Origin of the sequence: Actinomycetospora sp. CA-053990 (genome assembly GCF_050948445.1) — a bacterium.
Taxonomy (GTDB): domain Bacteria; phylum Actinomycetota; class Actinomycetes; order Mycobacteriales; family Pseudonocardiaceae; genus Actinomycetospora; species Actinomycetospora callitridis.
The window spans coordinates 6151780-6174781 of the sequence record NZ_CP192043.1; the positions used below are offsets into that span (position 1 = coordinate 6151780).

Sequence of the window (23002 nt, forward strand, 5' to 3'; positions counted from 1 at the left end):
CTCAGTGCCCTTCGAGGTCGAGAAGGTAGGTCGCTGCGTGCTCGAGCCCCGACGGCCTGGGCAGGCTCTCCAGCTCCTCGGTGCCCTCGTCACCGAGGCGCCGGATGCGGTCGACCGACCACATCCGCACGCCGTCGGGCAGGAGCGGCCAGAGCATGCCGTCGGCGGCCCAGAGGTAGGGCTCGACGACCAGGCGCCCGGTCACGGCGAGCATCGAGTCCGCCGGCCACCGCTCGTCGGCACTCGCCAACAGGGGCTGGACCAGCCCTGCGTCGAGGACGGGCGGCACCTCGGTGCCGGGCACGCGCACGGTGCCCGCGACGGTGGTCGTGGGGACGCGGCTGCCTTCCTGCCTCACGCCGGCACTCGACGCGGCCGCGATGGACGTCACCTGCAGCGCGAAGCCGAACCCGGCGAGCCGACCGGTGCCGACGTCGTCGTACTCACCGTCCGCGAGCGTGTGGGTCGGCACCACCGCCACCAGCCGCACGGTGCGACCGTAGCTGCTCGACTGAGCCAAGGCGCGGAAGATCGATGGAACCGTTCGGGCTCCACACCAGTCCAACCAGGTAGTCGCGGCGCTGAGGGCCGCTCGTTCTCCTGGAGGCTCGATGTCGTGGACTGCGCGTGCCGTCGTCGCGTTCGTTGCCCTCGGTCTCACGCTCCTCGGGCCGCCGACTGCTGTGTCAGCGGCACCAACGGCGGTGTGGGCGGCATGTGGCGCCAGTAGCCCGCCGGAGAAGGTCGTCCGAGTCTTTCCTCGGGCCGTCTTCGTGCCCGGACCGGTGGGCACCAGCTCGACACTGCTCTGCGGTACCGAGGGCTTCGGTTACCGCCATGTCTCCGCTCGACATGGTCAGGACTGGCAGAACGTCTCGCTCTACACCGGCGGGAACTGGCGCGACCTTGCCGACTTCGCCATCGAACAGATCCTCAGGGCGCCGCAGCCCGGCTACCCGCGCCACAACGGCAAGAACGACACGTGGACTTTCAAGGCGCCGTTGGAGATCCGGGACGGCCAGGGTCGGGTGCGGGACGTCTACCACCCTGTAGCGGTCGTCGCGGGTGGCGACGGGAAGCTCATCACGACCTATCCGACACGCGACCCAGCCTGAGGAGGCACGTCATGGAACCCACCGACGGAGAGCTCTACGACCAGCTCGTCGGCTACCTCGCCGCCGAGGGTGCGGTCGACGAGGACCGCGTGCAGGGACTGGTCGTCCTCACCGAGTTCGATCACCGTCCACTCCCCGTGCCGCTCCGCCTCCACATCACCGCAAGGAGCTTCGGGGACCATCTGCGCGCGGCGGCTCCGGAGGCCGCCGTCGTGTGGCCCGACGTCCAGCCCGTCGAGGCGGCCTGGCGGCTCTTCCTCGTCCACCTCGAGGAAGCCGTGCGCACAGCGAAGCCAGGCGAGACGGAACTCCTCCTCGACCGCACCGGCGTGGTGGCGCGATCCGCCGACGCGTGATGCCCCCGCGGCCCGTCCGTGAACACGAACGGGCGTTCTCGGGCCGGAGATCTGTCACCGAACGGCACATCCGCAGTGGGATGAACGGGTCACACGAGCGCGGAGGGGAACGGCCATGACGAGCACCGAGACGAAGATCGGCGGAGCGTGTGGGGTGCTGGCCGCGCTGGCCATGATCCCGGCGTATCTCGTGGGAACCCCGGACGAGCCCCGCACGCCGGAGGAGGCCGCCGGCTACTACGACAGCGCGTCCTGGTTCGTCACGGCCAACGGGTCGCTGCCGATGCTGCACGTCCTGCTGGGGCTGGTGTTCCTCGCGGTGCTGGTCCACGTGCTGCGCCGGGCCGCGGGCCCGTCGGCGGCGGTCTACCTCGCCCTCGCCGGCGGGGTCTTCTTCTTCGCCCTGACCGCCGCAGGCTTCGCGGCCGAGGTGGCGTACCCCGCGGCCGTCGTCCGGTTCGGCGGCGTCGTCCTCCCCGTGCTCTCCCAGCCCCTCCTCGCGCTGGCCGTCTGGAGCTACCACTACGCCCAGCTCGGGGCGACGGCGATGATCCTCGCGACGTCGCTCGTCGTGTGGCGGACCCGGGTCCTGCCCTCCTGGGTCGCCGTGGCCGGCGTTCTCGGCGTCCTTCCGTTGCTGCATCTCTGGCTGCCGATCGTCGCCGCGCTGAGCAGCCTGCTCTGGTTCGCGGTGCTCGGGGTGGCGCTCCTGGTCGCACCGACCGTGCCCGCCGAGGATCGGTACGCCGCGCCGGCGACCGTCTGACGACGACGGGAGGCGTGGCGGCCCGGAGCACACGGGTACTGGCGCGGGGAGACGGACCACCACCGACGAGGAGGCACACCGTGTCCCACCAGCCGCCCGATCCCTACGAGTTCCTGCCCGACGTCCCGTCGTTCACCGTCACCAGCTCCGACGTGACCGACGGGCAGACGCTCCCGAACGCGCAGGTCAGCGGCATCATGGGCGCCGGGGGCGAGGACGTGTCGCCGCAGCTGGAGTGGTCCGGCGCGCCCGAGGGCACGAAGAGCTTCGCCGTCACCTGCTTCGACCCCGACGCACCGACCGCGAGCGGGTTCTGGCACTGGGCGGTCGTCAACATCCCCGCCTCGACGACGAGCCTGCCCGCCGACGCCGGCGATCCCGAGAAGGGCCTGCTGCCCGACGGGGCCATCACCCTCCCCAACGACGCCGGCGCCAAGCGGTACATCGGTGCCGGGCCGCCCGCCGGGCACGGCGAGCACCGCTACTTCTTCGTCGTGCACGCCGTCGACGTCGAGGACCTCGGCGTGGGCGCCGACGCCACCCCGGCGTTCCTCGGGTTCAATCTCTTCTTCCACAGCATCGGGCGGGCGATCATCACCCCGACCTACGAGATCAGCGGATAGAAGTCAGGGGGCGTCGGTGGTGGACGACGAGGACAAGCCACCACCGCCGTCCCTCGACCGGGTCCAGGCGTTCAGCGACGGCATCTTCGCCATCGCGATCACGCTGCTGATCCTGCCGCTGACCGAGGCCCAGATTCAGGACGGTCAGGTCACGGAGGACCTGCTCGCGCTGCAGCACCAGTTCCTCGCGCTCTTCCTGAGCTTCGCGGTGATCGGGCGCTTCTGGCTGCTGCACCACGAGGACCTGCGGATGATGACCGCCGCGGGCCCGAAGATGCTCGTCGGCAACCTCGTCTTCCTGTTCTTCGTCGTGCTCCTGCCCTTCCCCACCGCGCTGCTGGGTGACGGCGACAGTGGGGCCGGCACGATCATCTACGCCCTCGCGCTCATCGCAACGTCGCTGAGCTCGCTGTTCATGTGGCTCTGCGCCGAGCGCGACGGCGTCACCGCCACCGAGCGCGCCCGGCGGTGGGCGCACGAGAAGTACTGGGGCACCGGGGCCATCGTCCTGGCGTTCCTGCCCTCGATCCCGCTCGCCTTCGTCTCGCCGATGTGGGCGCGCACCAGCTGGGCGCTCGCGTTCCCGCTGAGCCTGCTCGCCGACAAGCTCGAGGCACGTCGACGGCCGTCAGGAACGTCGGCGCAGGCCCCGTAGGACGACGGCGCTGTAGACCGCGACGAGCAGCAGGACGGCGCCCAGCACGACCGGCGCCCACAACGACACGACCAGCCCGTAGACGACGGCCGCGCCACCGAGCAGGCTCCCGATCGCGACGATCAGACGCAGGCGGGTGCGGCGGCCGCTGCGGTCGGGACCGGGTGCCACCACGACGCCGGACGGTACGCGCGGGAGGACGGGCATGGTCACCGGCGAGCAGGTGCACCCCGAGGACATCGACGCGTGGCGGGCCTGGCTCGCCGAGCATCACGACCGCGGCGTCGGCGTCTGGCTCGTGACCTGGAAGGCGCGCACGCAGCGCCCGACCGTCGGGTACGAGGAGGCCGTCGAGCAGGCGCTGTGCTTCGGGTGGATCGACAGCACCAACCGCTCGCTCGACGACGAGCGCTCGATGATGTGGTTCGCCCCGCGCCGGCGCGGCAGCGGCTGGGCGCGCTCGAACAAGCAGCGCATCGAGCGGCTCGAGGCGTCGGGGCAGATGGCACCGCCCGGACGCGCGCTGATCGACGGCGCCAAGGCCGACGGGTCGTGGACGATGCTCGACGACGTCGAGGACCTGGTGGTCCCGCCCGACCTCGCCGAGGCCTTCGACGCCCACCCCGGCTCCCGCGGGCAGTGGGACGGGTTCGGCCGCTCCAAGCGCCGGGCGATGCTCGCGTGGGTCGCCGAGGCGAAGAGGACCGCCACGAGAAACAGCCGTGTCACCCAGGTCGCGGAGCGCGCGGCGGGCGGCGAGGTCGCGTTCCCACGGCCCGCAGGCGGGTAGCCGTGACGTCATGATGACCGTCATCACCCACGTCACCCTCACTCCCGGCCGCGAGCCGGAGTGGGACGCCGCGATGCGCGACCGCCTCGAGACCGCCCGCGACAAGGAGGGCTGGGTGGGCAACCAGCTCGTCATCCCCCTCGACGCCCCCAACGAGCGCACGGTGATCGGTACCTGGACCACCCGTGCGGCGTGGGAGGCGTGGCACTCCGACGAGGCGTTCCTCGAGACCCGCGAGCGCATGGAAGGTCTGCAGGACGGCCCGAGCGACATGAGCTGGTACGAGGTCGTCTCGGACGAGCGCGCCTGAGCGCGCCAGGATGACGGGGTGACCGCACCCTGGGTCCTCGACGAGGACGACGCGCTGGAACTGCTCGCCTACCTCGTCACCGCGGCGCGGACCCAGGTCGACGAGGCGGCCGAGTACGGGCCGATGCGCCTGCTGACCGCCGCGCACCGCCTGGCCGAGGCGATGGGGCCGCGGTCCTCGGAGGAGACGGCCGCGGCGCTGGCCGGGCCGCTGGCGGACATGCCCCTGCTGGCCGTACCGCGGGAGCGCACCGAGTACGTCGAGCAGCTGGACGCGGTCTGCCGGTCGCTGGCCGCGCACCTGTCCTCGCTCTACGGGGCCGAGAAGTGACCGATCCTGTCCTCGACGCGATCCGCCGCCGGCGGGTCACCCGGGCGATGACCGACGAGCCGGTGTCGCGCGAGCAGGTCGAGACGATCCTCGACGCCGCCCGCTGGGCACCGACGGCCGGCAACCGGCACCTCCAGCGCTACGTCGCCACGACCCACTCGGGCCCGCTGCGGGTGCTGCGCATGGTCTCGCCCGGCATGATCCCCCGCCCACCCGCGGCGATCGTGATCTGCGTCGACCGCGGCCTCTCCGAGCAGTACGGCTTCCGGCCCGAGGCGCCGGGGCCGTGGATCGACGTCGGCACCGCGACGGCCACGATCCTGCTCGCCGCCCAGGCGGTGGGCCTGGGCGCGGCGCCGGTGAGCTCGTTCAGCCACGCCGCGGTGGCCGAGGCCCTCGGCCTGCCCGACGGCTGGGACCCGGTGCTGATCGTCTGCCTCGGCCACCCCGCCCCCGAGCAGCCGCGCCCGATCAGCCCGAACCGCGGGCTGACCTGGCGCGACCTCACGCAGTGGGTGCCCGCACACGAATCCTGACGGTGGGTTTGCCCGGACGGGGCGACCGGGCACCGAGGGGGCGGCAGAAGAACGCCCCCGCCCGACGGCGGGAGCGGTCGGATGCCGGATCCCGTCGTGGGCGGATCTTTCGAACGGAAGGTTCGTCATGAAGTACAACGAGATCCTCAACAAGGTGGACAGCGAACTCGGCCTGAACGACACGCAGCAGGCCGAGGTCATCGTGACCGGCACGCTGGAGCTCATCGGGCAGCGCCTTGCGGGCCAGGAGCCCTCCAACCTGGCCTCGCAGCTGCCCCAGGAGCTCAAGGAGACGCTGACCCGGCACACCGGGTCGGCGGAGACGTTCGACGTCGACGAGTTCCTGCGCCGGCTGGCCGATCACGAGGGCTCGGGCGTGGACCCGGAGCGTGCTCGCGAGCACGCTCAGACGACGTTCCGCGTCATCGGCAGCTTCGTCTCCGGTGGCGAGCTCGAGGACGTCCGGGACCAGCTCCCCGCCGGGTACGCCCCGCTGTTCGCCTGAGACCGAACCCGCGGGGTCGGAGCGAACCTCCGGCCCCGCGGAGGTCACACCCCCAGAGCCCGTCAGGGCACCGCCACCGCCCGCGACACGACCACGACGTCGCTCTCGTTCCCCCGCGCCTGGCGCAGCTCCGGCGGGCGCGGGGTGAAGCCCGGGACGGCACCGAGGCCGAGGGTCTGGTCGTCGACGCGCAGCTCCACGGGCCCGGGGATCGCCCCGTCCACCACGACACCCTCGCGCCCGACGTCGTCGAGGCGCAGGTCCAGGGGCCCGGGACCGGGGTCCACCGAGACCGGCGGGCGGCCGGGGTAGAGCACGGTGATCGGCCCGCCGCGCTCGGCCCGCAGGAACATCGTCGGCGCACCGCGCGGCGAGCTCAGCAGCAGGCGCACGCCGGCGGGCGTGCGCTCGAGCACGGTCGCGACCGGGCCGGGGACGGGCAGCGGCGGCGCGGGTCCGGTGCCCACGGGCTCGTCGCCGGGCCAGGCGGCCAGCGGAGCACGCGCGCTCCCGGCGTAGCTCCGGATCCATGGCGCCGGGGCCTCGTCGGCCGTCACCCAGCGGGCGTCGCCCCGGTCGGCGTCGACGACGTAGGCGAGGCTGCTGCCGTACGGGGTGCGGGCGTCGGGGCGGTCGAGGAACAGGCCGCCGGCGCCGAGGATCAGCACCCAGACGACCGCGAGGATCGGCAGCGCGTAGCCACGGACCGCGCCGGGCTGCGGCAGCGCGGACAGCGCGGCGCCGATCGGCACCCCGACCAGCACGAACACCGCCACGGCCAAGCCGTCGGACACCTCGGCGACGCCGTACGACGCGACCGCGAACGGGATCAGCAGCGCCACCGCCGGCGCCGCGCCGAGCACCAGCAGCGGCACGGCGAGCCATAGGCGCTCCCCGACGAGCAGGACGAGCGTCAGACCCAGCGCGAGGCCCACCACCGGCCAGGCCAGCAGGAACACCGAGCCCGGCGCCACGACGGCCAGCGCGGCGGTGAGCAGCGCCAGTACGAGCAGGGCGCCGGCGCACAGAGCCGCACCACCCGGTCGGCGGCGCAGCAGGCTCACGACCAGCGTCGTCACCGCGAACGCGAGCACCCCGACCGCGATCTCATAGAACAACGGGCGCCCGAGGAACGGGCCCGTGTCGGCGTAGGCGGGGCGGATCGCGACGAGCGCCGCCCAGAACCCGACGCCCGCGGCGACGGCGGCGACGAGCGACACGAGGTAGGTGAGCGCCCCGCCGAGGACGCCGGCGACCGTGACTTTCTGCCGCACCCGGGCCACGACGATCAGCGCGATCACGAGCAGCAGCGCCAGCCCCGCGACCGGCCAGGCCCAGACGGTGTCGTAGGTGACGAGGGAGCCGAGCGCGGTGAAGTAGGTGCGGTCACCGGTGGCGGGCGCGCCGGAGGCGGCGGGGTCCAGCGGCGCGAGGTCCCGCTCCCCCAGCGCCCGCGTCAGCGCCACGGCGTTGCCGCCGTGGTTCTGCACCGAGGCGCGGCTGAGGTTCGCGGGCACGTCGCCGGGGGTGTGGTACTGGTACGCGCCCTCGATGAAGGCCGCGTTCATGCCCGGCCGGCCCGCGTCGAGCACGGGCGAGAGGTCGGTGTCGTTGGGGAGGAAGCGGTAGATCTCCACCTGCGACGAGTCGCCGCGGGGATACGGCACCGACTGCGCCCACGCGTCGACGAGCCCGGCGTTGCCCGGCGAGGTCTGGAACAGCAGCGACGGGCCCTCGACGCCCCGGGCCTCCCAGTTGAGGACGACGGTGGGGCGATCGGGAGCCAGCTGCTCGCGCACCCACGCCCGCGCCCCGTGCAGCCCCGCCTCCTCGCCGTCCGTGAGCACGACGGTGACGTCGTTGCGCAGCGGCGGGCCGGCGCGCAGGGCCCGCACGGTCTCGAGGATCGTCGCGACGCCCGACATGTCGTCGGCCGCGCCGGGTCCGGCGGCCACCGAGTCGTAGTGCGCCATGAGGACGACGGCGCCGGTCGGGTCGGTGCCGGGCACGGTGGCGACGACGTTCTCGACGCGCGCGGCCCGCGCCTGCCCCTCCTCGGCGGCGAGCGAGGCCGTCGCGTCGACCCGCGGCGCCAGGCCCTCGGCCCGCAGGCGCCCGACCAGCGCGTCACGGGCCGCGTCGGACGCCGGGCTGCCGATCGGGCGGGGCTCGCGGGCGAGCTGGTCCACCACGGAGACCGCCCGGTCGGCGCTGAAGTCGGCGGGCGGGGCCGAGGCGGGCGCCGGGTCGGGCGGGCGCTCGAGGAGCACGGCGTAGACGCCGATCACCGCGAGCAGCACCACGGCCAGGAGGCGACCCCACACGGCGAGCACCGTGCCGTACCCGGGGAGTACTCGCCAGGGATGAGCAACAAGATCGGCCGTCCGGCTGTGGCGTGATCGACGTGGTGTGGGTCACGGTGGAGGCGACACCGATGTCGAATGCTAAGGAGCCGCGAGCATGGGACAGCTCGACGGAAAGGTCGCCTTCATCACCGGGGCAGCGCGGGGGCAGGGACGCAGCCACGCGCTGCGGCTCGCGCAGGAGGGCGCCGACATCATCGGCGTCGATCTCTGCGAGCAGGTCGGCACCGTGCAGTACGCGATGTCGACGCCCGAGGACCTCGCCCAGACCGCCAAGGAGGTCGAGGACCTCGACCGCCGCATCGTCACCCGCCAGGCCGACGTGCGCGACAAGCGCGGCCTGCAGGAGGCGTTCGACGCCGGGGTCGCGGAGCTCGGCCGGGTCGACATCATCCTGGCCAACGCGGGCATCGCGAACCAGGTCGGCGGCGAGCCCGAGGACGAGGAGCGCGGCTGGCAGGACGTCATCGACATCAACCTCACCGGCGTCTACAACACGGTGCGGGTCGCGGCGCCGCGCATGATCGAACAGGGCGACGGCGGCGCGATCGTGCTGACGAGCTCCACCCAGGGCCTGTCCGGCCGTGGCGGCGACGGTGGCGGGGCGATGAGCGGCTACGCGGCCGCCAAGCACGGCGTCGTCGGCCTGATGCGGACGTTCGCGCACTGGCTGGCGCCGCACAGCATCCGCGTCAACACCGTGCACCCGACCGGCGTGAACACGCCGATGGTCGTGAACCCGCAGCTCGAGGCGTGGATGGCGGCGAACCCCGAGAAGGGCGACGCGCTGGCCAACCTCCTGCCGGTCGAGATGGTGGAGGCCGTCGACATCTCGAACGCGATCCTCTACCTGGTCAGCGACGCCGGGCGCTACGTCAGCGGCGTGACCCTGCCGGTCGACGCGGGGTTCAACGTCAAGTGACGGCGGAAGACCACCTGCCCGACGTCCGCGAGAAGATCGCCGCGCGCGTCGTCGGCCGGGAGCGGGAGCTCGACCTGCTCCTGGCCGCCGTCGCGGCCGGGCGCGACGTGCTGCTCGAGGGCCCGCCGGGGACGTCGAAGTCGACGATCCTCGCGGCGATCACCGCGGAGTGGGACGTGCCGCTGGTGTTCGTCGAGGGGAACGCCGACCTCACCCCGACCCGGCTCGTGGGCCACCACAGCCCGGCGCGGGTGCTGCGCGAGGACTACTCGGCCGACACCTTCGTGCCCGGGCCCCTGCTCGACGCGATGCGCTCGGGCGGCTTCCTCTACGTCGAGGAGTTCAACCGCGCGCCGGAGGACACGCTCAACACCCTGCTCACGGCGATGGCCGAGCGCCGGATCGCGGTGCCGCGCGTCGGCACCGTCGAGGCCCTGCCGTCGTTCCGGGTCGTCGCGACGATGAACCCCTACGACACGATCGGCACGACGCGGCTCTCGACGTCGGTGAGCGACCGGCTGTGCCGCCTCGCCGTCGGCTACCAGGACGCGGCGGCCGAGCGGGCGATCGTCGCGGCCCGCACCGACCTCGAGCAGCCGCAGCTGATCGCCGACGCGGTGGCCCTCACCCGGGCCACCCGCGAGCACGAGGCGATCCGGCAGGGCAGCAGCGTGCGCGGGGCGATCGACCTCGCGCTCGTGGTCGACCGCCTGGCCCGGCTGCGCGGCGATGCCGACGCGTACCCGGACCTCGTCCTCGACGGGATGCTGCTCGCGCTCTCGGGGCGCATCCACCTCGACGAGGTCGTGGAGGCGACGCCGGAGGACGTGCTGCGCTCGATCTGGGAGTCGTACTTCGTGCTCGACCCGGCGCAGGCCGAGCCGGGTTGAAAGCAGGTCGCGGCCGAGGGGCCGGTCACCCGGCGGGCGCGGCGGCCGTTGCGCCGGAGACCGAAGCAGCTCAGTGAGGAGCCGGCGCTCTACGAGCGGGGCGGCGCGGGCGGTGGGCTCGTGCTCTCCGACGGGACCCGGCGCCGGCGGCGTCGCGACCGCTCGGCCGGCGGCCCGACCGCGCCCGGGGCGTCCGACGAGCCCGCCGAGGTGGTGCCGCTCCAGGAGCTGGGTGACCGTCCCGGGGACGCCGTCGCCCGCGAGCGCCTGCGGCGGATCGCCCGCCGGCTCGCCCTGCGCCGGCCCCACGAGGCGGACGCGACGGGGACGGCCGGCGAGCTGGTCAGCGCGCGGTGGCACGGCGCGGGCGACGACCTCGACCTGGACGCGACGCTCGAGGTGCTCGCCGCGAACCCGATGCCCACCGACGAGGACCTGATCGTCCGCGAGCGCCGTCGCAGCGCGCGGACGGTGGTGCTCGCCGTCGACGTCTCGGGGTCGATGACCGGGGAGCGCGCGCTGACCGCGGCCGCCACCGTCGGCGCCCTGGCCGGCGAGCTGGGCCGCGACCGGCTCGCGGTGCTCGCGTTCTGGTCCGACGCCGCGGTGCTCGTGCGCCCCGGCGAGCGCGTCGCCCCGCTCGCGGTGCTCGACCTGCTGCTGCGCGTGCCCACCCGCGGGCTGACCAACGTCGCCTTCGCCCTCACCACCGCGGCCCGGATGGTCGGCGGGACGCGCGACGCGCGGGTGCTGCTGCTCTCCGACGCCGTCCACAACGCGGGCCCCGATCCGCGCGGCGTCGCCGGCCGGCTGGCCCGGCTCGACGTGCTGCTCGACGTCTCGGGCGAGCGCGACGTCGAACTCGGCCGCGACCTCGCGCGCGCCGGCCGGGGCCGCTGCCGGCCCGTGCGCGATCACACCGACGTCGCGCCGGCCCTGACGAGGATCTTCACCTGACCGGCCGGTGCGTGAGCACCGCCGCGGCCACCACGACCGGCCACACCGACTGCACCAGCATCACGATGCGCTGCGACGTCCCGTACCAGGTGCCGCCGGTGACCAGCTGCACCGAGAACCAGGCCACGAGGACGGCGAGGAGGACGACGACGACCGCGGACCCCCGCCGCAGCCACAGCGGCGCCGACGGCGAGAACGCGAGCCCCAGCGGCCAGAGCGAGTAGGCCAGCCACGCCAGGCCGGCGGCCACCATGTGCACCGCGGAGTAGCCGCCGACGGGCTGGGGGTTCAGCGCCGCGACGAGCAGCATCACCCCGGCCGTGCCGAGGAGCACCCAGGCGGCGGAGGGGACTTTCGGGCGCAGACCGATCGCGACGAGCACGTGCAGCACCGCGGCGACGCCGAGGGTCGCCGCCATGATCCACCGGCTGGTCGCGGCGAGACCGGAGAGCGCGCTCAGCGACTGGTTCCACGGGTCGGGCCCGGGCCACGCGGACTGCGCGGCCCCGAGACCGACGACGAGCACGGCCGGCGCGAGCACCGCGAGCGCGAGCGTCGTCCACCCGGCGCCGCCCCACGCCCGGCCCACGGGTCCGCGCCAGGACGCGACCGCGACCCGGACCGGCCACACCGTCTGCACCAGGAGGATCGCGCGCTCGGCGGCCCCGAGCCACGTGCCGTCGGTCCAGGCCTGCGCGCACAGCCACACCAGGGCCGCCGCCATGGCCGCGAGCGCGACGGCGGAGTCCCGTCGCAGGCCGGGGTCGAGGCCGCGGTCGGCGGCGAGCGGGATCGTCCAGGCGATGAAGGCGAGCAGGCCGGTGACCGTCGCGGTCATGTGGATCGTCGAGCTGCCGTGCGCCGGCTGGGCAGCCAGGGCGGCGACGACCACGGCCGCGCCGCCGACACCCAGGAGCAGGCGTGCCGGGCGCGGGACGTGACGCAGCCCGAGGGCCACGACCAGGTAGATCACGCCCATGGCGGCCAGGACCGTCGCCATGATCCACCGGTCGGTGGCTCCCCGGCCGGCGAGCGTGCTCACGGTCTGGCCGACCGCGTCGTAGGTCCCCGGCGGCTGCACGGACTCCGCGACCAGCCCGCCGATGATCAGCAGGAGGGGCGCCGTGACGGACAGCGCCACCACGACCGGACCCCGCAGGCGCTCGCGAGGAGCCTCCGTGGTCACCACTGCCATGCTCGGAGCCCCTTCCGCCCGTGTCGACGCGGCGACTACCCCATGATCTCGCGGCGGCACACCCCGCGCTGCAGGGTCACCCCTCCGGCGCACGGGGTTCGGGACGAGGAACCGTGTCCTCGGGACACGGTCTACCGACCCAGGGTCGCGCTCGGCGTCTCGCCGAAGCGGGCGCGGTACTCGGCGGCGAAGCGGCCCGCGTGGGCGAAGCCGTGGCGGTGGGCGACGTCGGCGACCGTCGTGGCGGCGCCCGGGTCGAGGGCCAGGAGGTCCGCGCGCACGGCGTCGAGGCGCCGTCGTCGCAGGTAGGTGACCGGCCCGACGCCGAACTCGGCGTGGAACACCGTGCGCAGCGTGCGCTCGCTGACCCCGGTGAGCCGGGCGAGCTCGGGTGCCGTCGGCGGGCACGCGGGGTCCTCGGCGGCGCGCTCGAGGACGCGACGCACGACCGTCGACGACGCGGGCGGGGCGGGCGCGCGCAGGGCGTCGCTGAACGAGTGCGGGTGGCCGAGCAGCAGCGTCGTGCACACCAGGGACTTCAGCGACGACCACACCCGCGCCGGCGGTCCCTCGGCGCCGGCGGCGGCGCACGTGCTCCGGACCAGTTCGGCGGGCCCGCCGAGGGCCCCGCGGACCCGGGGCGCCTCGAGGTCGAAGGCCACCGGCCGCTCGGGCGCGCGTCCGAGCAGCGTCGCGAGCTCGCGCTCGAGGTCGTCCCGCGCGATCTTGAGGACGAGCAGCTCGAGGCCCGGGTCCCACTGCATCGTCAGCGGCCCGGACGACGAGAACACCGCGCCCGTCGTCCGGTCGGCGCGCACGCGCATGCCCCGGTGCTCGGCGCGGAAGCCGCCGCGCGAGGGCAGGTGCACGGTGGCGAAGTCGTCGAGGGGGTGCGAGCGGATCTCGACCTCGGCGCCGTAGGAGAACCGCAGCAGGCCCAGCCCGTCGCCGCCCACCCACTCGACGTCGGCGCGGAAAGGGGCACCGCGGCGGTCGACCGTCATCCGGTGCCCGGTCATCAGCTTCTCGGTGCGCTCGTGGGCGTCCTCGGGGTCGTCGGTGCGGAACCCGCCCCGGAGCACTGCCGCCACAAGAGCACCTCCCTTCGCGCAGTGACCCAGACCACTGGGACGACGACCGGGTGTCAAGGCCCGCCGTATGAGGACGTCCCTCGCCGGAAGCGGCTACCGACCCGCGCGACCCGCTCCTAGGTTCGCGACCACCGCTGAACCACGAGGACGTGACGCCGGTGTCGAACGAGACCGTCATCCCGCTCGGCGAGTACGCCGACGGCGACTTCTACCCGGGCTACGAGCCGCGCCTGGAGTCCCGGCCGTTCCTCGCCGAACCGCTGGCGCCCTTCACCCGCGAGGACGAGTCGCGGTTCTGGATGCGCGACTCGCAGCACTTCTCCGAGGGCATCACCCCCGCGAGCATGGGCCTGCTCGAGGACGCCCAGACGTGGGGCACGCAGTACGGCGCCGAGATCGTCGGGATCCCGCCCACCGCCGGGATGGTCAACCGCATCGCCGGCGTGCACGTCTACCTCGGCCAGTGCCCGATCACCTCGCCGTGGCAGATCGCTACCCGCGCCGAACGGTTCGGCGCCTTCGCCGGCCCCCGCCTCGCCGACTTCGCGACCTACTGGGCGGGCTACCGCGCCGAGCTCGAGGCCGCGTACGCGCACTTCGACGCGCTCGACGTCGACGCCTTGTCGCTCGACGAGCTGCACGACGCCCTGACGGACGCGCACGCCTTCCACCGCCGCGGGTGGGGCGTGCACTTCGAGGTGATGTACCTGCTCGCGGCCAACTACGTCGGCTTCTTCGGGCTCGCCGCGGACCTCGGGCTCGACACCGGGCAGATCGCGCAGTGGCTGGCCGGCGAGGAGACGTCGTACCTGCACACCGACGCCGAGCTCTGGCGTCTCGCCGGGCGGGCCCGCGAGCTGGACGTCGCCGTCGCGCTCACCGAGCCCACCGTCGAGGCCGTCCGGGCGGCGCTCGACGCGGCACCGCAGGGCGCGACGTGGTGGGCGGAGTTCGAGGCGTTCCTCGCGGTGTGGGGCCAGCGCACCGACGAGACCGCGACGATGGACCGGCCGTCGTGGGCCGAGCACCCGGCCACTCCGCTGGCGTCGATCCGGGAGTTCCTCACCCGGCCCGAGGGCCACGACTTCGCCGCCGCCCGCCGGGACGTGCTCGCCGAGCGGGACCGGCTCGTCGACGAGGCCCGCGCGACCCTCACCGAGGAGGGGCGGGTGTCGTTCGACCAGGCCCTGGCCTCGAACCGGTCCGCGAACTTCGTCTGGTGGAACGAGGAGCACAACTTCCTCATCGACCGGCGCATCCACCTTCCGGTGCGTCGGCTGACGCTGGCCGTCGCCGACCGCCTCGTCGCCGACGAGCGCCTCGGCGCGCGCGAGGACGTGTTCTTCCTCTTCCGCCACGAGCTGCTCGACATGCTCGCCGGCGGCGGGCCGTCGGACGTCCCGGCGCTCGTCGTCGCCCGCCGCGACTACTACGACCACTGGTCGGCCCGGGGCAGCGAGCTGCCGCCCGTCGTCGGGAACGTCCCGGACGCGGTCCACGATCCGATCATGACCGAGCTCTTCGGGCTGACCCCCGAGTACTTCGCCACGATCAAGGCGCAGGGCACGGCCACGTCGCTGAGCGGCTTCGCGGCCGGGCGCGGCACCGTCGTCGGCACCGCCCGCGTGGTGCGCGCGGCGCAGGACATCGACCAGGTCCGCGACGGCGACGTCCTGGTCTGCGGCGGCACCACCACCGAGTGGACGCCGGTGTTCGGGCTCGTGGTCGGGTGCGTGACCGACACCGGCGGCACCCTGAGCCACACCGCGATCATCGCCCGCGAGTACGGCATCCCGTGCGTCGTCGGCACCGGCGTCGCCACGTCGACGATCAGCACCGGCGACCGGGTCCGCATCGACGGCGACCGCGGCATCGTGGAGGTCCTGGCGTGACGGGGCTCGATCTGGAGGCCCTCGATCTGAAGTCCCTCGCGGCCACGGCCGAGCGCGCCGCCCGGGCCGGTGGCGCGGTGCTGCTCGAGTACCAGGACCGCGTGCTCGAGGTGACGCTCAAGGACGAGCGCGTCGACGTGAGCTCGTCGGCCGACCTCGCCGCGCAGGAGGCGGTGCTCGCCGCGATCGCGGCCGAGCGCCCCGACGACGTGGTGGTCGGCGAGGAGTCGCCGTCGGACACGGGCGTCGCGTCGGAGGGCCTGGTCTGGTGGGTCGACCCGCTCGACGGTTCCCGCGCCTACATCGACGGCTTCCCGTGGTTCGCGACGGCCGTGGCGATCACCGTGGACGGCGAGCCGGTGGTCGCCGCGGTGTACGACCCGCTGCGCGACGAGCTCTACCGCGCGGTGCGCGGCGGCGGCGCGACGTGCAACGGGCGTCCGCTGCGGGTGGCGGCCGCCGAGAAGGTGGCCGAGGTCGTCGTCATCGTCCAGGCGCAGTCGTCCGACCCGGTGGTGATCGCCGAGTTCGCCCGGCTGATGCGGGCGATGCTCACGGTGTCGGCCGGGGTGCGCTTCCCCGGCGCCCCGGCACTCGTCATGGCCCACATCGCCGCCGGTCACCTCGGCGGCTACGTCGAGCGCGACATGAACCCGTGGGACGTCGCGGGCGGGCGCCTGCTGATCGAGGAGGCCGGCGGGCGGGTGACCGACTTCGAGGGCCGGACCCGGGACGCGTCGTCGCGCTACGACGTCGTCGCCAGCAACGGCGCGGTGCACGACGAGCTCGTCGCCGCCACCGGCATGCAGTTCGAGGAGGGCGGATGACCGTCAACACGGAGCTGGCCGTCACCACCACGGGCGGCTGGGCGCGCCCGGGCTGGTGGGACGTCGTCGAGCCCGCCGAGGCCGCCGGGAGCTTCGGGCCGGACGACGAGAAGGAGCTGTACGACGACTACTGCCGCCTGGCGATCTCCGACCAGGAGCGCTGCGGGCTCGACATCGTCACCGACGGCGAGCACCGCAGGCGCGGCTGGATCGAGAACATCACCGCCGCGCTGCCGGGCCTTGTCCTGCAGCCCGCGCCCCGACGGCTCGGCGCGCTGGGCTACGACATGCTCGACGTCTGGAAGGTCACCCAGCCCCTTGACGAGCTCGCGTGGATGTGGGACTTCGTCGGCGAGTACCGCTTCCTGCGCGCGGCCACCGACCGGCGCCCGCGCGTCGGCATGCCCGGGCCCTACGGGATGACCACGGAGCTGGACTTCCGCGACGTCTACCCCTCGCGCAAGGCGTGCGCGGAGGCGCTCGTCCCGGCGCTGCGCGGGCACATCCGCGAGCTGCTCGACGCCGGCTGCGACTACATCCAGCTCGAGGAACCGATCACGCCGGCCGTCGCCGACGACGACCGGAGCCCGGCGTCGATGGTCGAGATCATCAACAAGGTGGTCGACGGCTTCGACGACTGCACCTTCACCGTGCACATCTGCTTCGGCTCGTTCCGGCGCCTGCCCTACGCCAAGCGGACCTACCGGTGGCTCTTCCCGACGCTGCTCGACGCGAACGTCCACGGCTTCAGCCTGGAGTTCGGCGGGCGCGAGATGGCCGAGATCGACCTCGTCGGCCAGTGGGACCCGGGCCGCATCCTGTCGGCGGGCCTCGTCGACATCAAGACGCACTACGCGGAGACCCCCGACGACCTGGTCGAACGTCTCCACACCTGCCTGAAGTACCGGAACCCCGAGGCCCTGGAGATCTCCACCGACTGCGGGCTGCGGCGCGTGCCGCGGAACCTGGCGATGGCGAAGATGACCGCCGCTGCGGAGGCGGCGAGGAGGGTGCGCCGCGATGGGTGACGTCTCCTGGCGCGCCGAGACGGTCGGCAGCCTCCTGCGCCCGGCCGAGCTGCGCGACGCCATGCTCGCCGGGACGTCCGATCTCCGGGCGCTGCAGGACCGGGCGGTGCTCGACGCGCTGGCCCTGCAGCAGGAGGTGGGGCTGCCCGTCGTCAACGACGGCGAGATGCGGCGGCGGATCTGGCACGGCCCGGTGCTCGACGTCGCCGACGGCTTCGACCCCGAGGGCTACACGCGCACCTGGACCGCGCCCGACGGCCGGACCGCCTCGCACACCTCACCGGTGGTGACCTCGCGCCTCACCGAGCGCGGCAGCCTGGTCGACGTCGAGGCGGCGTTCGTGCTCGAGCACGCCGACCGGCCCGTCAAGGTCACCCTGCCGGTGCCCACCAACTTCCTGAGCTACTGGACCCCGGGCGTCTCCGACCAGGCCTACGCCGACCCGCAGGAGTTCCTCGACGACCTCGTCGCGATCCTCCAGCGCCAGGCCCGCGCCCTGGTCGACGCCGGCGTGCGCTCCCTGCAGCTCGACGCCCCGAAGTACACGTTCCTCGACAACCGGCTGATGTTCCCGGACCCCGCCCGCTGGGCCGACCAGCTCGCCACGCACGTGCGCACCGACCGGCGCGTGTTCGACGGGCTGCCCGACGACGTGGTGACCGGCATCCACATCTGCCGCGGCAACTACCGCAGCATGTTCGAGAGCACGGTGCCCTACGACGAGATGGGCGAGGTGCTGTTCTCCGAGGCCCGCTACGACCGGCTACTCCTCGAGTACGACGACGCCCGCGCCGGCGGCTTCGACGCCCTGCGCCACGTGCGGCCCGAGAGCACCGTCGTCCTCGGCCTCGTCACCACCAAGCACCCCGAGCTCGAGGACGTCGACGACCTGCGCCGGCGGATCGACGCCGCGGCGGAGCACCTGCCCCTCGACCGTCTCGCCCTGAGCCCCCAGTGCGGCTTCGCCAGCACTTGGGAGGGCAACGAGCTCTCCGCCGACGACCAGCGACGCAAGCTCGAGACCGTCGTGCGCACCGCGGACCTCGTCTGGTCGTAGGTCGGGGCAGCTGCGCCGACCCTCGCGAATCACACGTTCGTGGTTCAGGTTTGGTCACGAACGGGTCACCGTCGTGTTTCAGAGTGGGGGTGATAACGCGCGAATGGGTGAGTTATGGTGCCGCCTTGTGAGCCAGTCGGGCGATGCCACCCAGACCAATGTGTTCGACCTGACGAAGCGGGGCTACAACCCGAACCAGGTCGACGGACACGTGCAGGCGCTCCTCGCGCGTGTCGAGATGCTCGAGCACGCCCACCGCCAGGAGCAGCAGCGCGCGGACGACGCCGAGGCGGAGCTGACGCGCAGCCGGGCCCGCCCCTCCGGCGAGGCCGAGCACGGCGACGCCGTCCAGCAGGGCTTCGGGCACCGCATCGAGCGCGTGCTGCGGGTGGCCGAGCAGGAGGCCGCCAATGCGCGCGCCACCGCGTCGCGCGAGGCCGCGGCCCTCATGGAGCGCACCCGCCGCGAGGCCGAGGCCCACCGCCAGGAGGTGGAGCAGAACCTCGCCGGGCGTCGCAAGGCGCTCGACGACGAGGCCTCTCGGCGCCGCGGGGAGCTCGACGAGCGCGAGCGTGAGCTCGACGAGCAGGCCGCCGCCGCCCGGGAGGAGGCCGAGCAGACGCTCGCCGAGGCCCGGATGGGCGCCGAGCAGATCACCCGCGACGCCGAGGCCGAGTCCCAGCGTCGCCGCGACGACACCGAATCGATCATCCGGCGGCGCCACACCGAGGCCGAGAACGAGCTCCAGCGCCTCAGCGGCCTCCACGACGGCGTGCGCAACGACCTCGGCCGGCTGCTCGAGTCGCTGTCGGGCCAGCTGCCCGGGCGCCAGGGGCGTCACCTCGCGGCGGCGAACGCCGAGTTCCAGGGCAACGGACCGGACGAACCGCAGGACCAGTACGTGCACGCCGAGCACGGCGCGCAGCCCGAGGGAGCCGACGCGTCATGACCCCGGGGCGAGCGGTGCCCTCGACGCCCGGCCCTCCGGCTCCTGCCCGCGGGCCCGTGCCCTCCCCCGAGCCCGCGGGCGATCGGGGTGCCGACACCGCCGTGATCCGGCCGATCCCGCGTGCCGTGGCCGCGCTGGACACCCTGCCGGCGGTGCAGCGGCGCGCACTGCTCCTGCGGCACGCCCGCGGGATGACGCCGACCGAGATAGCCGCATTCGACGGCGTCGCCGTGGACGTCGTCGAGCGTCGCCTCGCGCACGGCGCGCTGGCGCTCGCCCACCGGCTCGGGGCCCCCGGCACTCCCGAGGCCGTCGCGGCAGGGGAGCTCGCCCCGCTCGGCGGGTTCGCCGACGCCTCCCTGGCGCCGACCACGCCCGCCGCCGACGGGTCCGAGGGACGCCGGCGACGGCTGCCGATCGTCGCGGCCTCGCTCGCGGCCGCCTCGGTGGCCGCGCTCGGCGCAGCCGTCGCGACCTCCCAGGGCCTCGACCATGTTGAGGACACCGCCGGACCGGGTTCGCCGATCGGCACCGGCTCCGCCCCCGGACTCGGCGCGATGCTCCCGCCGCCCGCCGCGGGGACCGACGTCGCGCCCGGCGCCGTCCCATCCGGCCCCGCCGTCGGCGACCTGGGCCTGCGCCCGAGCCCCGATCCCTCCTCGGGGCCGGTGCCGTCCTTGGCCGCGAGCCCCGGGCCCCTCGCCGGCGTGCCGACCGGGGGCTCGGGACCGGTCGACGCCGGGGCGCCGCGCGTCGTGGCACCGGGCGTCTCGACGGCCCGGCCATCGCCGGCCTCGTCCCCGGCGCCCTCGTCTTCGGTGACGGAGCCCTCCTCGCAGCCGTCGTCGCAGCCCTCGTCGGCACCGTCGTCCGCGCCCTCGGACTCGGCGTCGCCGTCGACCTCGGCGTCGGACCCCGGCCCCACGACCCGCCCGGAGGCCCGCGAACGGCGTGACGGGCCGCCCCGCGCGCCGGCGCGTCGAGCGGTGGCTCGCGCGACGACCGGAAGGGTGGTCGGGACGGGGGCCGTGGTGGCACCGGTGGTGTCGACGCCCCCGCGGGGGCGAGCGTGACGGCGACCGCGGTGGAGGCGCCCGTGGAGGCGACGACCGCGGTGGGGGCGGCGCCAGTGGCGGTGACTCCAGTGGCGGCGACCGTGGCGGCGACGGCCGTGGCGGGGCGTCCCCGTCCGGGCCGGGCTCGTCCCGCGGCGGACGCTGAGCCGGCAGGGACGTCAGCGGGCAGCCACCTCCCCCGCGAGCGCCGCGTCCGGCACGTCGTCGACGAGACGCAGGTCAGCGACGTACATCGCGTCGTCGGTGACCTCCTCGGGCTCGGGCACCGCGTCGAGCCGCACCGGAGCGCCCGGACGGTAGGCGGTGCGGAGGTAACGACGGATCTCCCGCACCCGGTAGCGCCGCCGGCACAGCGCCACCGCCTCGCCGTGCTCGGTGCCGGCCGACAGCTCCGGGTCGAGGTAGAGCGCACCCTCCAGCCAGAGGCGGCCGTCAGCCGGCTCGGATGCCGCCCAGTTCACGGGGAAGAACTGCCCGGCCACGTCGAGCACGTCGACATGACAGGTGCACTCGTCGCCGCCGACCGGCGCAGCGATCACCGTGCCCCGGCCGTCGAAGCAGCCGAACTCGTCGACCGTCCACGTCTCGCTGCCCGAGAGCGCCGGCAGGTGACCTGCCGTGTAGATCGCGGGCGCGACCTCGAGCTCCCGCCCGACCACCACCGACGGCAGCGCCCCGGCCGCGAGGTGCTGCGGGAGGAGCTGCACCGTCAGCTCGCCGTCCCACCGTTCCTCGCGCAGCGCCCGGCGGCCGAGCGTGCGCCGGACGAGCTCCTCCCGGTCATCGTGGTGGCGCCCGGCCACCCGCCGTTCCTTGTCCCGTCGCGCTCGCGCGGGCTTCCCCATACCTGCCTCCTCGGGTCTCCTCTCCTTCTTGGAGTCCCGCGAGGGCGTCACGGTTCCATCCGGTTCCGCGGGCTGTGGACACGAAGCCGATGCTTCGGTTTTCGAAGCGTTCTCATCGGTCGAGTCAGGTGTCCGGCGCGGCAGCGAACATGCACGGCTGCCACGGTTCGAGGGGCTTGTCTCCCGCAAGCACAGCTCTGGCGTGGCGTTCCAATGCATCCGCCGCTTCTTCAGGCGACATGTCCCAAGGCACGAAGGCACCCTTCGTGGTGCCGATGTCGCCCGCCACGAGTCGGCCCTCTCCGACGAGTCGAACTGCGAGAGCGGTCGCCCGACGGTAGCGCTCGACGCGATCGTCCCCGCCTTCGACGATCTTCACGACCGCCATGACGTGGCCTAGGTCGATCCAGTCGAACCGCGCCTCGTTGACGATGTCAGCCATCAGCTCTTCGTCGAGGCTCATCCGGGCTCCTGTCGAGGTGTATGAATCCTGATGACCGTGTCGTCTCCGGGGTTGATGTCGACGGCGGGCTCGTAGGGCGGCGTGGAGGATTGGCGGCGATAGGTCATGTAGGTCCCGTCTTCGAGGAGGACCACGGTCCGGTCACCCGAGGTCTGCACCCTCTGACCGCCCTCGGACAACGCCCGATAGATCTCCTCGACTTCCGTCACCGTGTCGACCTCACGCACAGGGATCTTCATCTTCTTCGCGCTCCCGAGTCGTCCGATGTGTTCCCCTTTGCTCAGAGCGTGCTGACGGGCCGTGAGCCCGCCCCACGTGCCGACCGCAGGTTCGACAGTGCCCGGCGTCGCGTCCTCGGCGGACCCCGGCGGCACCGCTCCGGCGGCGCGGGTGGCGCGTTCGATCCGTCCGGCAGCGCCCGCACCACCGAGGGCGGAGAGTCCCGCCCCGGTGAGCATCTCGCCGGCCCAGCGGGTGGGGTTGGTGGCCGCCTCGCGCGGGTTGAGCGCCGCCGCGACGGTCTCCGCGGGGTGCGTGACGGCGTGCGCGACGCCGGAGCCCAGGTCCTGCCAGCCCTGCGCCGCCGCGGCGGGCTCGACGAGGAAGCGGGTCGGGTTGACCTGCCAGAGGAACTGTCCCGTCGCGGAGATCTCGGACCATGCCCCACCGGCGAGGTCGCCGAGGAAGCCCCCGAGCTGCTGGGCCACCGACGGCGCCGGCGGGGCGAGATCGCGAGCGCGCCCCACGAGGGTCGCGGCTCGGTCCCCCGCCGTGAGGACCTCGATCCGGGCGGCCCGGAGCCGGTCGACAGCGGCGACCGGGTCCGCCGACCACCCCTGGACAGAGGTCGCGGCCTCGTCGCGGGCCCCCTCGAGGACGTCGGCGTACCGGGCGAGGGCGTCGGCCGCCTCCAGGAACGCCTCGCCCGTCCCGGTCCAGAGCGGCGGCACGGGCTCGAACACCCGACGGAAGGAGTCGGCCGCCTCGCCCTGCCAGTCGCCGGTGTCGATGCGGCGGAGCCCGTCGCCCGCGCCGACCAGCGCGGCCCCGAGCCGCGCCATCCTCGCCCGGACCGTGCGGATCCCGACGGGGTCGCCGGGCACCAGCGCGGCCGGGTCCGTGGTCTCGCCGAGCTCGGCCATGTGCCCGGGTCACCGGCCCCAGCGGAACTGGTCGACGGCGAGCTGCTCGGCGTCCGCGTAGCCCGCGGCGGCCTCCTCGAGCCCCCGGGCGAGGGCGTTGCCGTCGTCGGTGAGGTTGGCCAGACCGTAGGACCAGCGAGCACAGAAGTCGGCCGTGACCACCTCGAGGTCGTCGTGGCCGAACGTCCCGGGCGTCGTCGCGAGGTCGCCGACGTCATGCGCGGCGAGCTCGTCCATCACGGCCTCCACCCCGTGGGCGGCGTCGAGCAGCGCCTGCAGCACCACCCGGACGTCCGCCACGACCGGGGACGCTAGGCAT

The 23002-nt window shown here is 74.0% G+C and carries 28 protein-coding genes; 19 read left to right on the forward strand and 9 right to left on the reverse strand.

Annotated features, from left to right (window positions below):
* Position 1 precedes the first annotated feature (1 nt).
* A complete protein-coding gene (locus ACQPYN_RS31270) occupies positions 2 to 490 on the reverse strand; it encodes a hypothetical protein (RefSeq protein ID WP_433031300.1) in 489 nt (162 codons plus the stop codon).
* A 295-nt stretch (positions 491 to 785) separates the two neighbouring features.
* On the opposite strand from ACQPYN_RS31270, the gene ACQPYN_RS31275 reads away from it, so the two are divergent.
* The 5 genes from ACQPYN_RS31275 (at position 786) to ACQPYN_RS31295 (ending at position 3515) form a co-directional block, all read left to right on the forward strand.
* Entirely contained in the window at positions 786 to 1115 is a 330-nt protein-coding gene (locus tag ACQPYN_RS31275; protein ID WP_433031303.1) for a hypothetical protein, read from the forward strand.
* Positions 1116 to 1126: 11 nt separating this feature from the next.
* The gene (locus ACQPYN_RS31280) at positions 1127 to 1471 is read left to right on the forward strand and encodes a hypothetical protein (protein WP_433031306.1); all 345 of its coding nucleotides are present in this window, start codon (positions 1127 to 1129) and stop codon (positions 1469 to 1471) included.
* 115 nt (positions 1472 to 1586) lie between these two features.
* Positions 1587 to 2237, forward strand: coding sequence for a hypothetical protein (locus tag ACQPYN_RS31285; protein WP_433031309.1), 651 nt, complete (start codon positions 1587 to 1589; stop codon positions 2235 to 2237).
* A gap of 80 nt (positions 2238 to 2317) precedes the next feature.
* A complete protein-coding gene (locus ACQPYN_RS31290) occupies positions 2318 to 2860 on the forward strand; it encodes a YbhB/YbcL family Raf kinase inhibitor-like protein (protein WP_433031312.1) in 543 nt (180 codons plus the stop codon).
* 16 nt (positions 2861 to 2876) lie between these two features.
* The gene (locus tag ACQPYN_RS31295) at positions 2877 to 3515 is read left to right on the forward strand and encodes a TMEM175 family protein (RefSeq protein WP_433031315.1); all 639 of its coding nucleotides are present in this window, start codon (positions 2877 to 2879) and stop codon (positions 3513 to 3515) included.
* On the opposite strand, the gene ACQPYN_RS31300 is transcribed toward ACQPYN_RS31295, so the two are convergent.
* Positions 3489 to 3689: a hypothetical protein gene (locus tag ACQPYN_RS31300; protein ID WP_433031318.1), complete on the reverse strand. Its 201-nt coding sequence runs from the start codon at positions 3687 to 3689 to the stop codon at positions 3489 to 3491. The genes ACQPYN_RS31295 and ACQPYN_RS31300 overlap by 27 nt on opposite strands.
* 31 nt (positions 3690 to 3720) lie before the next feature.
* Here ACQPYN_RS31300 and ACQPYN_RS31305 point away from each other — a divergent pair, with 31 nt between their 5' ends.
* The 5 genes from ACQPYN_RS31305 (at position 3721) to ACQPYN_RS31325 (ending at position 5986) form a co-directional block, all read left to right on the forward strand.
* On the forward strand, positions 3721 to 4305 hold the full coding sequence (locus ACQPYN_RS31305) for a YdeI/OmpD-associated family protein (RefSeq protein ID WP_433031321.1): 585 nt from the start codon (positions 3721 to 3723) through the stop codon (positions 4303 to 4305).
* 10 nt (positions 4306 to 4315) lie between these two features.
* Entirely contained in the window at positions 4316 to 4615 is a 300-nt protein-coding gene (locus ACQPYN_RS31310; protein WP_274196411.1) for an antibiotic biosynthesis monooxygenase family protein, read from the forward strand.
* An 18-nt stretch (positions 4616 to 4633) separates the two neighbouring features.
* A complete protein-coding gene (locus tag ACQPYN_RS31315; protein WP_433031324.1) occupies positions 4634 to 4945 on the forward strand; it encodes a DUF6092 family protein in 312 nt (103 codons plus the stop codon).
* Positions 4942 to 5481, forward strand: a complete 540-nt coding sequence (locus ACQPYN_RS31320) for a nitroreductase family protein (protein WP_433031327.1) — start codon at positions 4942 to 4944, stop codon at positions 5479 to 5481. The genes ACQPYN_RS31315 and ACQPYN_RS31320 overlap by 4 nt, the downstream gene beginning before the upstream one ends.
* Positions 5482 to 5608: 127 nt before the next feature.
* Complete coding sequence (locus ACQPYN_RS31325) at positions 5609 to 5986, forward strand: DUF2267 domain-containing protein (protein ID WP_433031329.1); 378 nt, start codon at positions 5609 to 5611, stop codon at positions 5984 to 5986.
* A 62-nt stretch (positions 5987 to 6048) separates the two neighbouring features.
* Here ACQPYN_RS31325 and ACQPYN_RS31330 read toward each other — a convergent pair whose 3' ends face one another.
* The gene (locus ACQPYN_RS31330; protein WP_433031331.1) at positions 6049 to 8310 is read right to left on the reverse strand and encodes a M20/M25/M40 family metallo-hydrolase; all 2262 of its coding nucleotides are present in this window, start codon (positions 8308 to 8310) and stop codon (positions 6049 to 6051) included.
* A gap of 136 nt (positions 8311 to 8446) precedes the next feature.
* Here ACQPYN_RS31330 and ACQPYN_RS31335 point away from each other — a divergent pair, with 136 nt between their 5' ends.
* From ACQPYN_RS31335 to ACQPYN_RS31345, 3 genes are read left to right on the forward strand one after another with little or no spacing between them, the layout of a single operon-like run.
* Positions 8447 to 9271 (forward strand): mycofactocin-coupled SDR family oxidoreductase, encoded by an 825-nt coding sequence (locus ACQPYN_RS31335; RefSeq protein ID WP_433031334.1) that lies wholly within the window; start codon positions 8447 to 8449, stop codon positions 9269 to 9271.
* Positions 9268 to 10161, forward strand: a complete 894-nt coding sequence (locus ACQPYN_RS31340; protein WP_433031337.1) for an AAA family ATPase — start codon at positions 9268 to 9270, stop codon at positions 10159 to 10161. Before ACQPYN_RS31335 ends, ACQPYN_RS31340 begins: the two co-directional genes overlap by 4 nt.
* Positions 10162 to 10209: 48 nt before the next feature.
* A complete protein-coding gene (locus ACQPYN_RS31345) occupies positions 10210 to 11118 on the forward strand; it encodes a vWA domain-containing protein (protein ID WP_433031340.1) in 909 nt (302 codons plus the stop codon).
* On the opposite strand, the gene ACQPYN_RS31350 is transcribed toward ACQPYN_RS31345, so the two are convergent.
* Both ACQPYN_RS31350 and ACQPYN_RS31355 read right to left on the reverse strand, forming a co-directional pair.
* Positions 11111 to 12304 carry a DUF998 domain-containing protein gene (locus ACQPYN_RS31350; protein WP_433031343.1) on the reverse strand — a complete coding sequence of 398 codons (1194 nt, stop codon included), beginning with the start codon at positions 12302 to 12304 and terminating at the stop codon, positions 11111 to 11113. The genes ACQPYN_RS31345 and ACQPYN_RS31350 overlap by 8 nt on opposite strands.
* 140 nt (positions 12305 to 12444) lie before the next feature.
* Positions 12445 to 13404 carry an AraC family transcriptional regulator gene (locus tag ACQPYN_RS31355; RefSeq protein ID WP_433031346.1) on the reverse strand — a complete coding sequence of 320 codons (960 nt, stop codon included), beginning with the start codon at positions 13402 to 13404 and terminating at the stop codon, positions 12445 to 12447.
* A gap of 158 nt (positions 13405 to 13562) precedes the next feature.
* Between ACQPYN_RS31355 and ACQPYN_RS31360 the strand changes: the two genes are divergently transcribed.
* The 6 genes from ACQPYN_RS31360 (at position 13563) to ACQPYN_RS31385 (ending at position 20230) form a co-directional block, all read left to right on the forward strand.
* Positions 13563 to 15296 carry a PEP-utilizing enzyme gene (locus tag ACQPYN_RS31360; RefSeq protein WP_433031350.1) on the forward strand — a complete coding sequence of 578 codons (1734 nt, stop codon included), beginning with the start codon at positions 13563 to 13565 and terminating at the stop codon, positions 15294 to 15296.
* The gene (locus tag ACQPYN_RS31365) at positions 15293 to 16123 is read left to right on the forward strand and encodes an inositol monophosphatase family protein (RefSeq protein ID WP_433031353.1); all 831 of its coding nucleotides are present in this window, start codon (positions 15293 to 15295) and stop codon (positions 16121 to 16123) included. The genes ACQPYN_RS31360 and ACQPYN_RS31365 overlap by 4 nt, the downstream gene beginning before the upstream one ends.
* Positions 16120 to 17151, forward strand: coding sequence for a hypothetical protein (locus tag ACQPYN_RS31370; RefSeq protein WP_433031356.1), 1032 nt, complete (start codon positions 16120 to 16122; stop codon positions 17149 to 17151). Before ACQPYN_RS31365 ends, ACQPYN_RS31370 begins: the two co-directional genes overlap by 4 nt.
* Positions 17144 to 18208 carry a cobalamin-independent methionine synthase II family protein gene (locus ACQPYN_RS31375; RefSeq protein ID WP_433031359.1) on the forward strand — a complete coding sequence of 355 codons (1065 nt, stop codon included), beginning with the start codon at positions 17144 to 17146 and terminating at the stop codon, positions 18206 to 18208. Before ACQPYN_RS31370 ends, ACQPYN_RS31375 begins: the two co-directional genes overlap by 8 nt.
* 160 nt (positions 18209 to 18368) lie before the next feature.
* Entirely contained in the window at positions 18369 to 19157 is a 789-nt protein-coding gene (locus tag ACQPYN_RS31380; protein ID WP_433031362.1) for a hypothetical protein, read from the forward strand.
* The gene (locus ACQPYN_RS31385; RefSeq protein WP_433031365.1) at positions 19154 to 20230 is read left to right on the forward strand and encodes an RNA polymerase sigma factor; all 1077 of its coding nucleotides are present in this window, start codon (positions 19154 to 19156) and stop codon (positions 20228 to 20230) included. The genes ACQPYN_RS31380 and ACQPYN_RS31385 overlap by 4 nt, the downstream gene beginning before the upstream one ends.
* Before the next feature lie 161 nt (positions 20231 to 20391).
* Here the strand turns inward: ACQPYN_RS31385 and ACQPYN_RS31390 are convergent, their stop codons facing one another.
* The 4 genes from ACQPYN_RS31390 to ACQPYN_RS31405 form a co-directional block, all read right to left on the reverse strand.
* Positions 20392 to 21078: a hypothetical protein gene (locus tag ACQPYN_RS31390; protein WP_433031368.1), complete on the reverse strand. Its 687-nt coding sequence runs from the start codon at positions 21076 to 21078 to the stop codon at positions 20392 to 20394.
* A 124-nt stretch (positions 21079 to 21202) separates the two neighbouring features.
* The gene (locus tag ACQPYN_RS31395; RefSeq protein ID WP_433031371.1) at positions 21203 to 21541 is read right to left on the reverse strand and encodes a hypothetical protein; all 339 of its coding nucleotides are present in this window, start codon (positions 21539 to 21541) and stop codon (positions 21203 to 21205) included.
* Entirely contained in the window at positions 21538 to 22683 is a 1146-nt protein-coding gene (locus tag ACQPYN_RS31400; protein ID WP_433031374.1) for a WXG100 family type VII secretion target, read from the reverse strand. Before ACQPYN_RS31400 ends, ACQPYN_RS31395 begins: the two co-directional genes overlap by 4 nt.
* 9 nt (positions 22684 to 22692) lie before the next feature.
* A complete protein-coding gene (locus tag ACQPYN_RS31405) occupies positions 22693 to 22983 on the reverse strand; it encodes a hypothetical protein (protein WP_433031377.1) in 291 nt (96 codons plus the stop codon).
* Positions 22984 to 23002: the final 19 nt, after the last annotated feature.

Excerpts from the sequence above, each read along its gene's own strand:
- ACQPYN_RS31280 (WP_433031306.1), top strand. The coding sequence starts at position 1,127 with ATGGAACCCACCGACGGAGAGCTCTACGACCAGCTCGTCGGCTACCTC.
- ACQPYN_RS31285 (WP_433031309.1), top strand. The coding sequence starts at position 1,587 with ATGACGAGCACCGAGACGAAGATCGGCGGAGCGTGTGGGGTGCTGGCC.
- ACQPYN_RS31305 (WP_433031321.1), top strand. The coding sequence starts at position 3,721 with ATGGTCACCGGCGAGCAGGTGCACCCCGAGGACATCGACGCGTGGCGG.
- ACQPYN_RS31310 (WP_274196411.1), top strand. The coding sequence starts at position 4,316 with ATGATGACCGTCATCACCCACGTCACCCTCACTCCCGGCCGCGAGCCG.
- ACQPYN_RS31325 (WP_433031329.1), top strand. The coding sequence starts at position 5,609 with ATGAAGTACAACGAGATCCTCAACAAGGTGGACAGCGAACTCGGCCTG.
- ACQPYN_RS31335 (WP_433031334.1), top strand. The coding sequence starts at position 8,447 with ATGGGACAGCTCGACGGAAAGGTCGCCTTCATCACCGGGGCAGCGCGG.
- ACQPYN_RS31370 (WP_433031356.1), top strand. The coding sequence starts at position 16,120 with ATGACCGTCAACACGGAGCTGGCCGTCACCACCACGGGCGGCTGGGCG.
- ACQPYN_RS31375 (WP_433031359.1), top strand. The coding sequence starts at position 17,144 with ATGGGTGACGTCTCCTGGCGCGCCGAGACGGTCGGCAGCCTCCTGCGC.
- ACQPYN_RS31385 (WP_433031365.1), top strand. The coding sequence starts at position 19,154 with ATGACCCCGGGGCGAGCGGTGCCCTCGACGCCCGGCCCTCCGGCTCCT.
- ACQPYN_RS31390 (WP_433031368.1), bottom strand. The coding sequence starts at position 21,078 with ATGGGGAAGCCCGCGCGAGCGCGACGGGACAAGGAACGGCGGGTGGCC.
- ACQPYN_RS31395 (WP_433031371.1), bottom strand. The coding sequence starts at position 21,541 with ATGAGCCTCGACGAAGAGCTGATGGCTGACATCGTCAACGAGGCGCGG.
- ACQPYN_RS31400 (WP_433031374.1), bottom strand. The coding sequence starts at position 22,683 with ATGGCCGAGCTCGGCGAGACCACGGACCCGGCCGCGCTGGTGCCCGGC.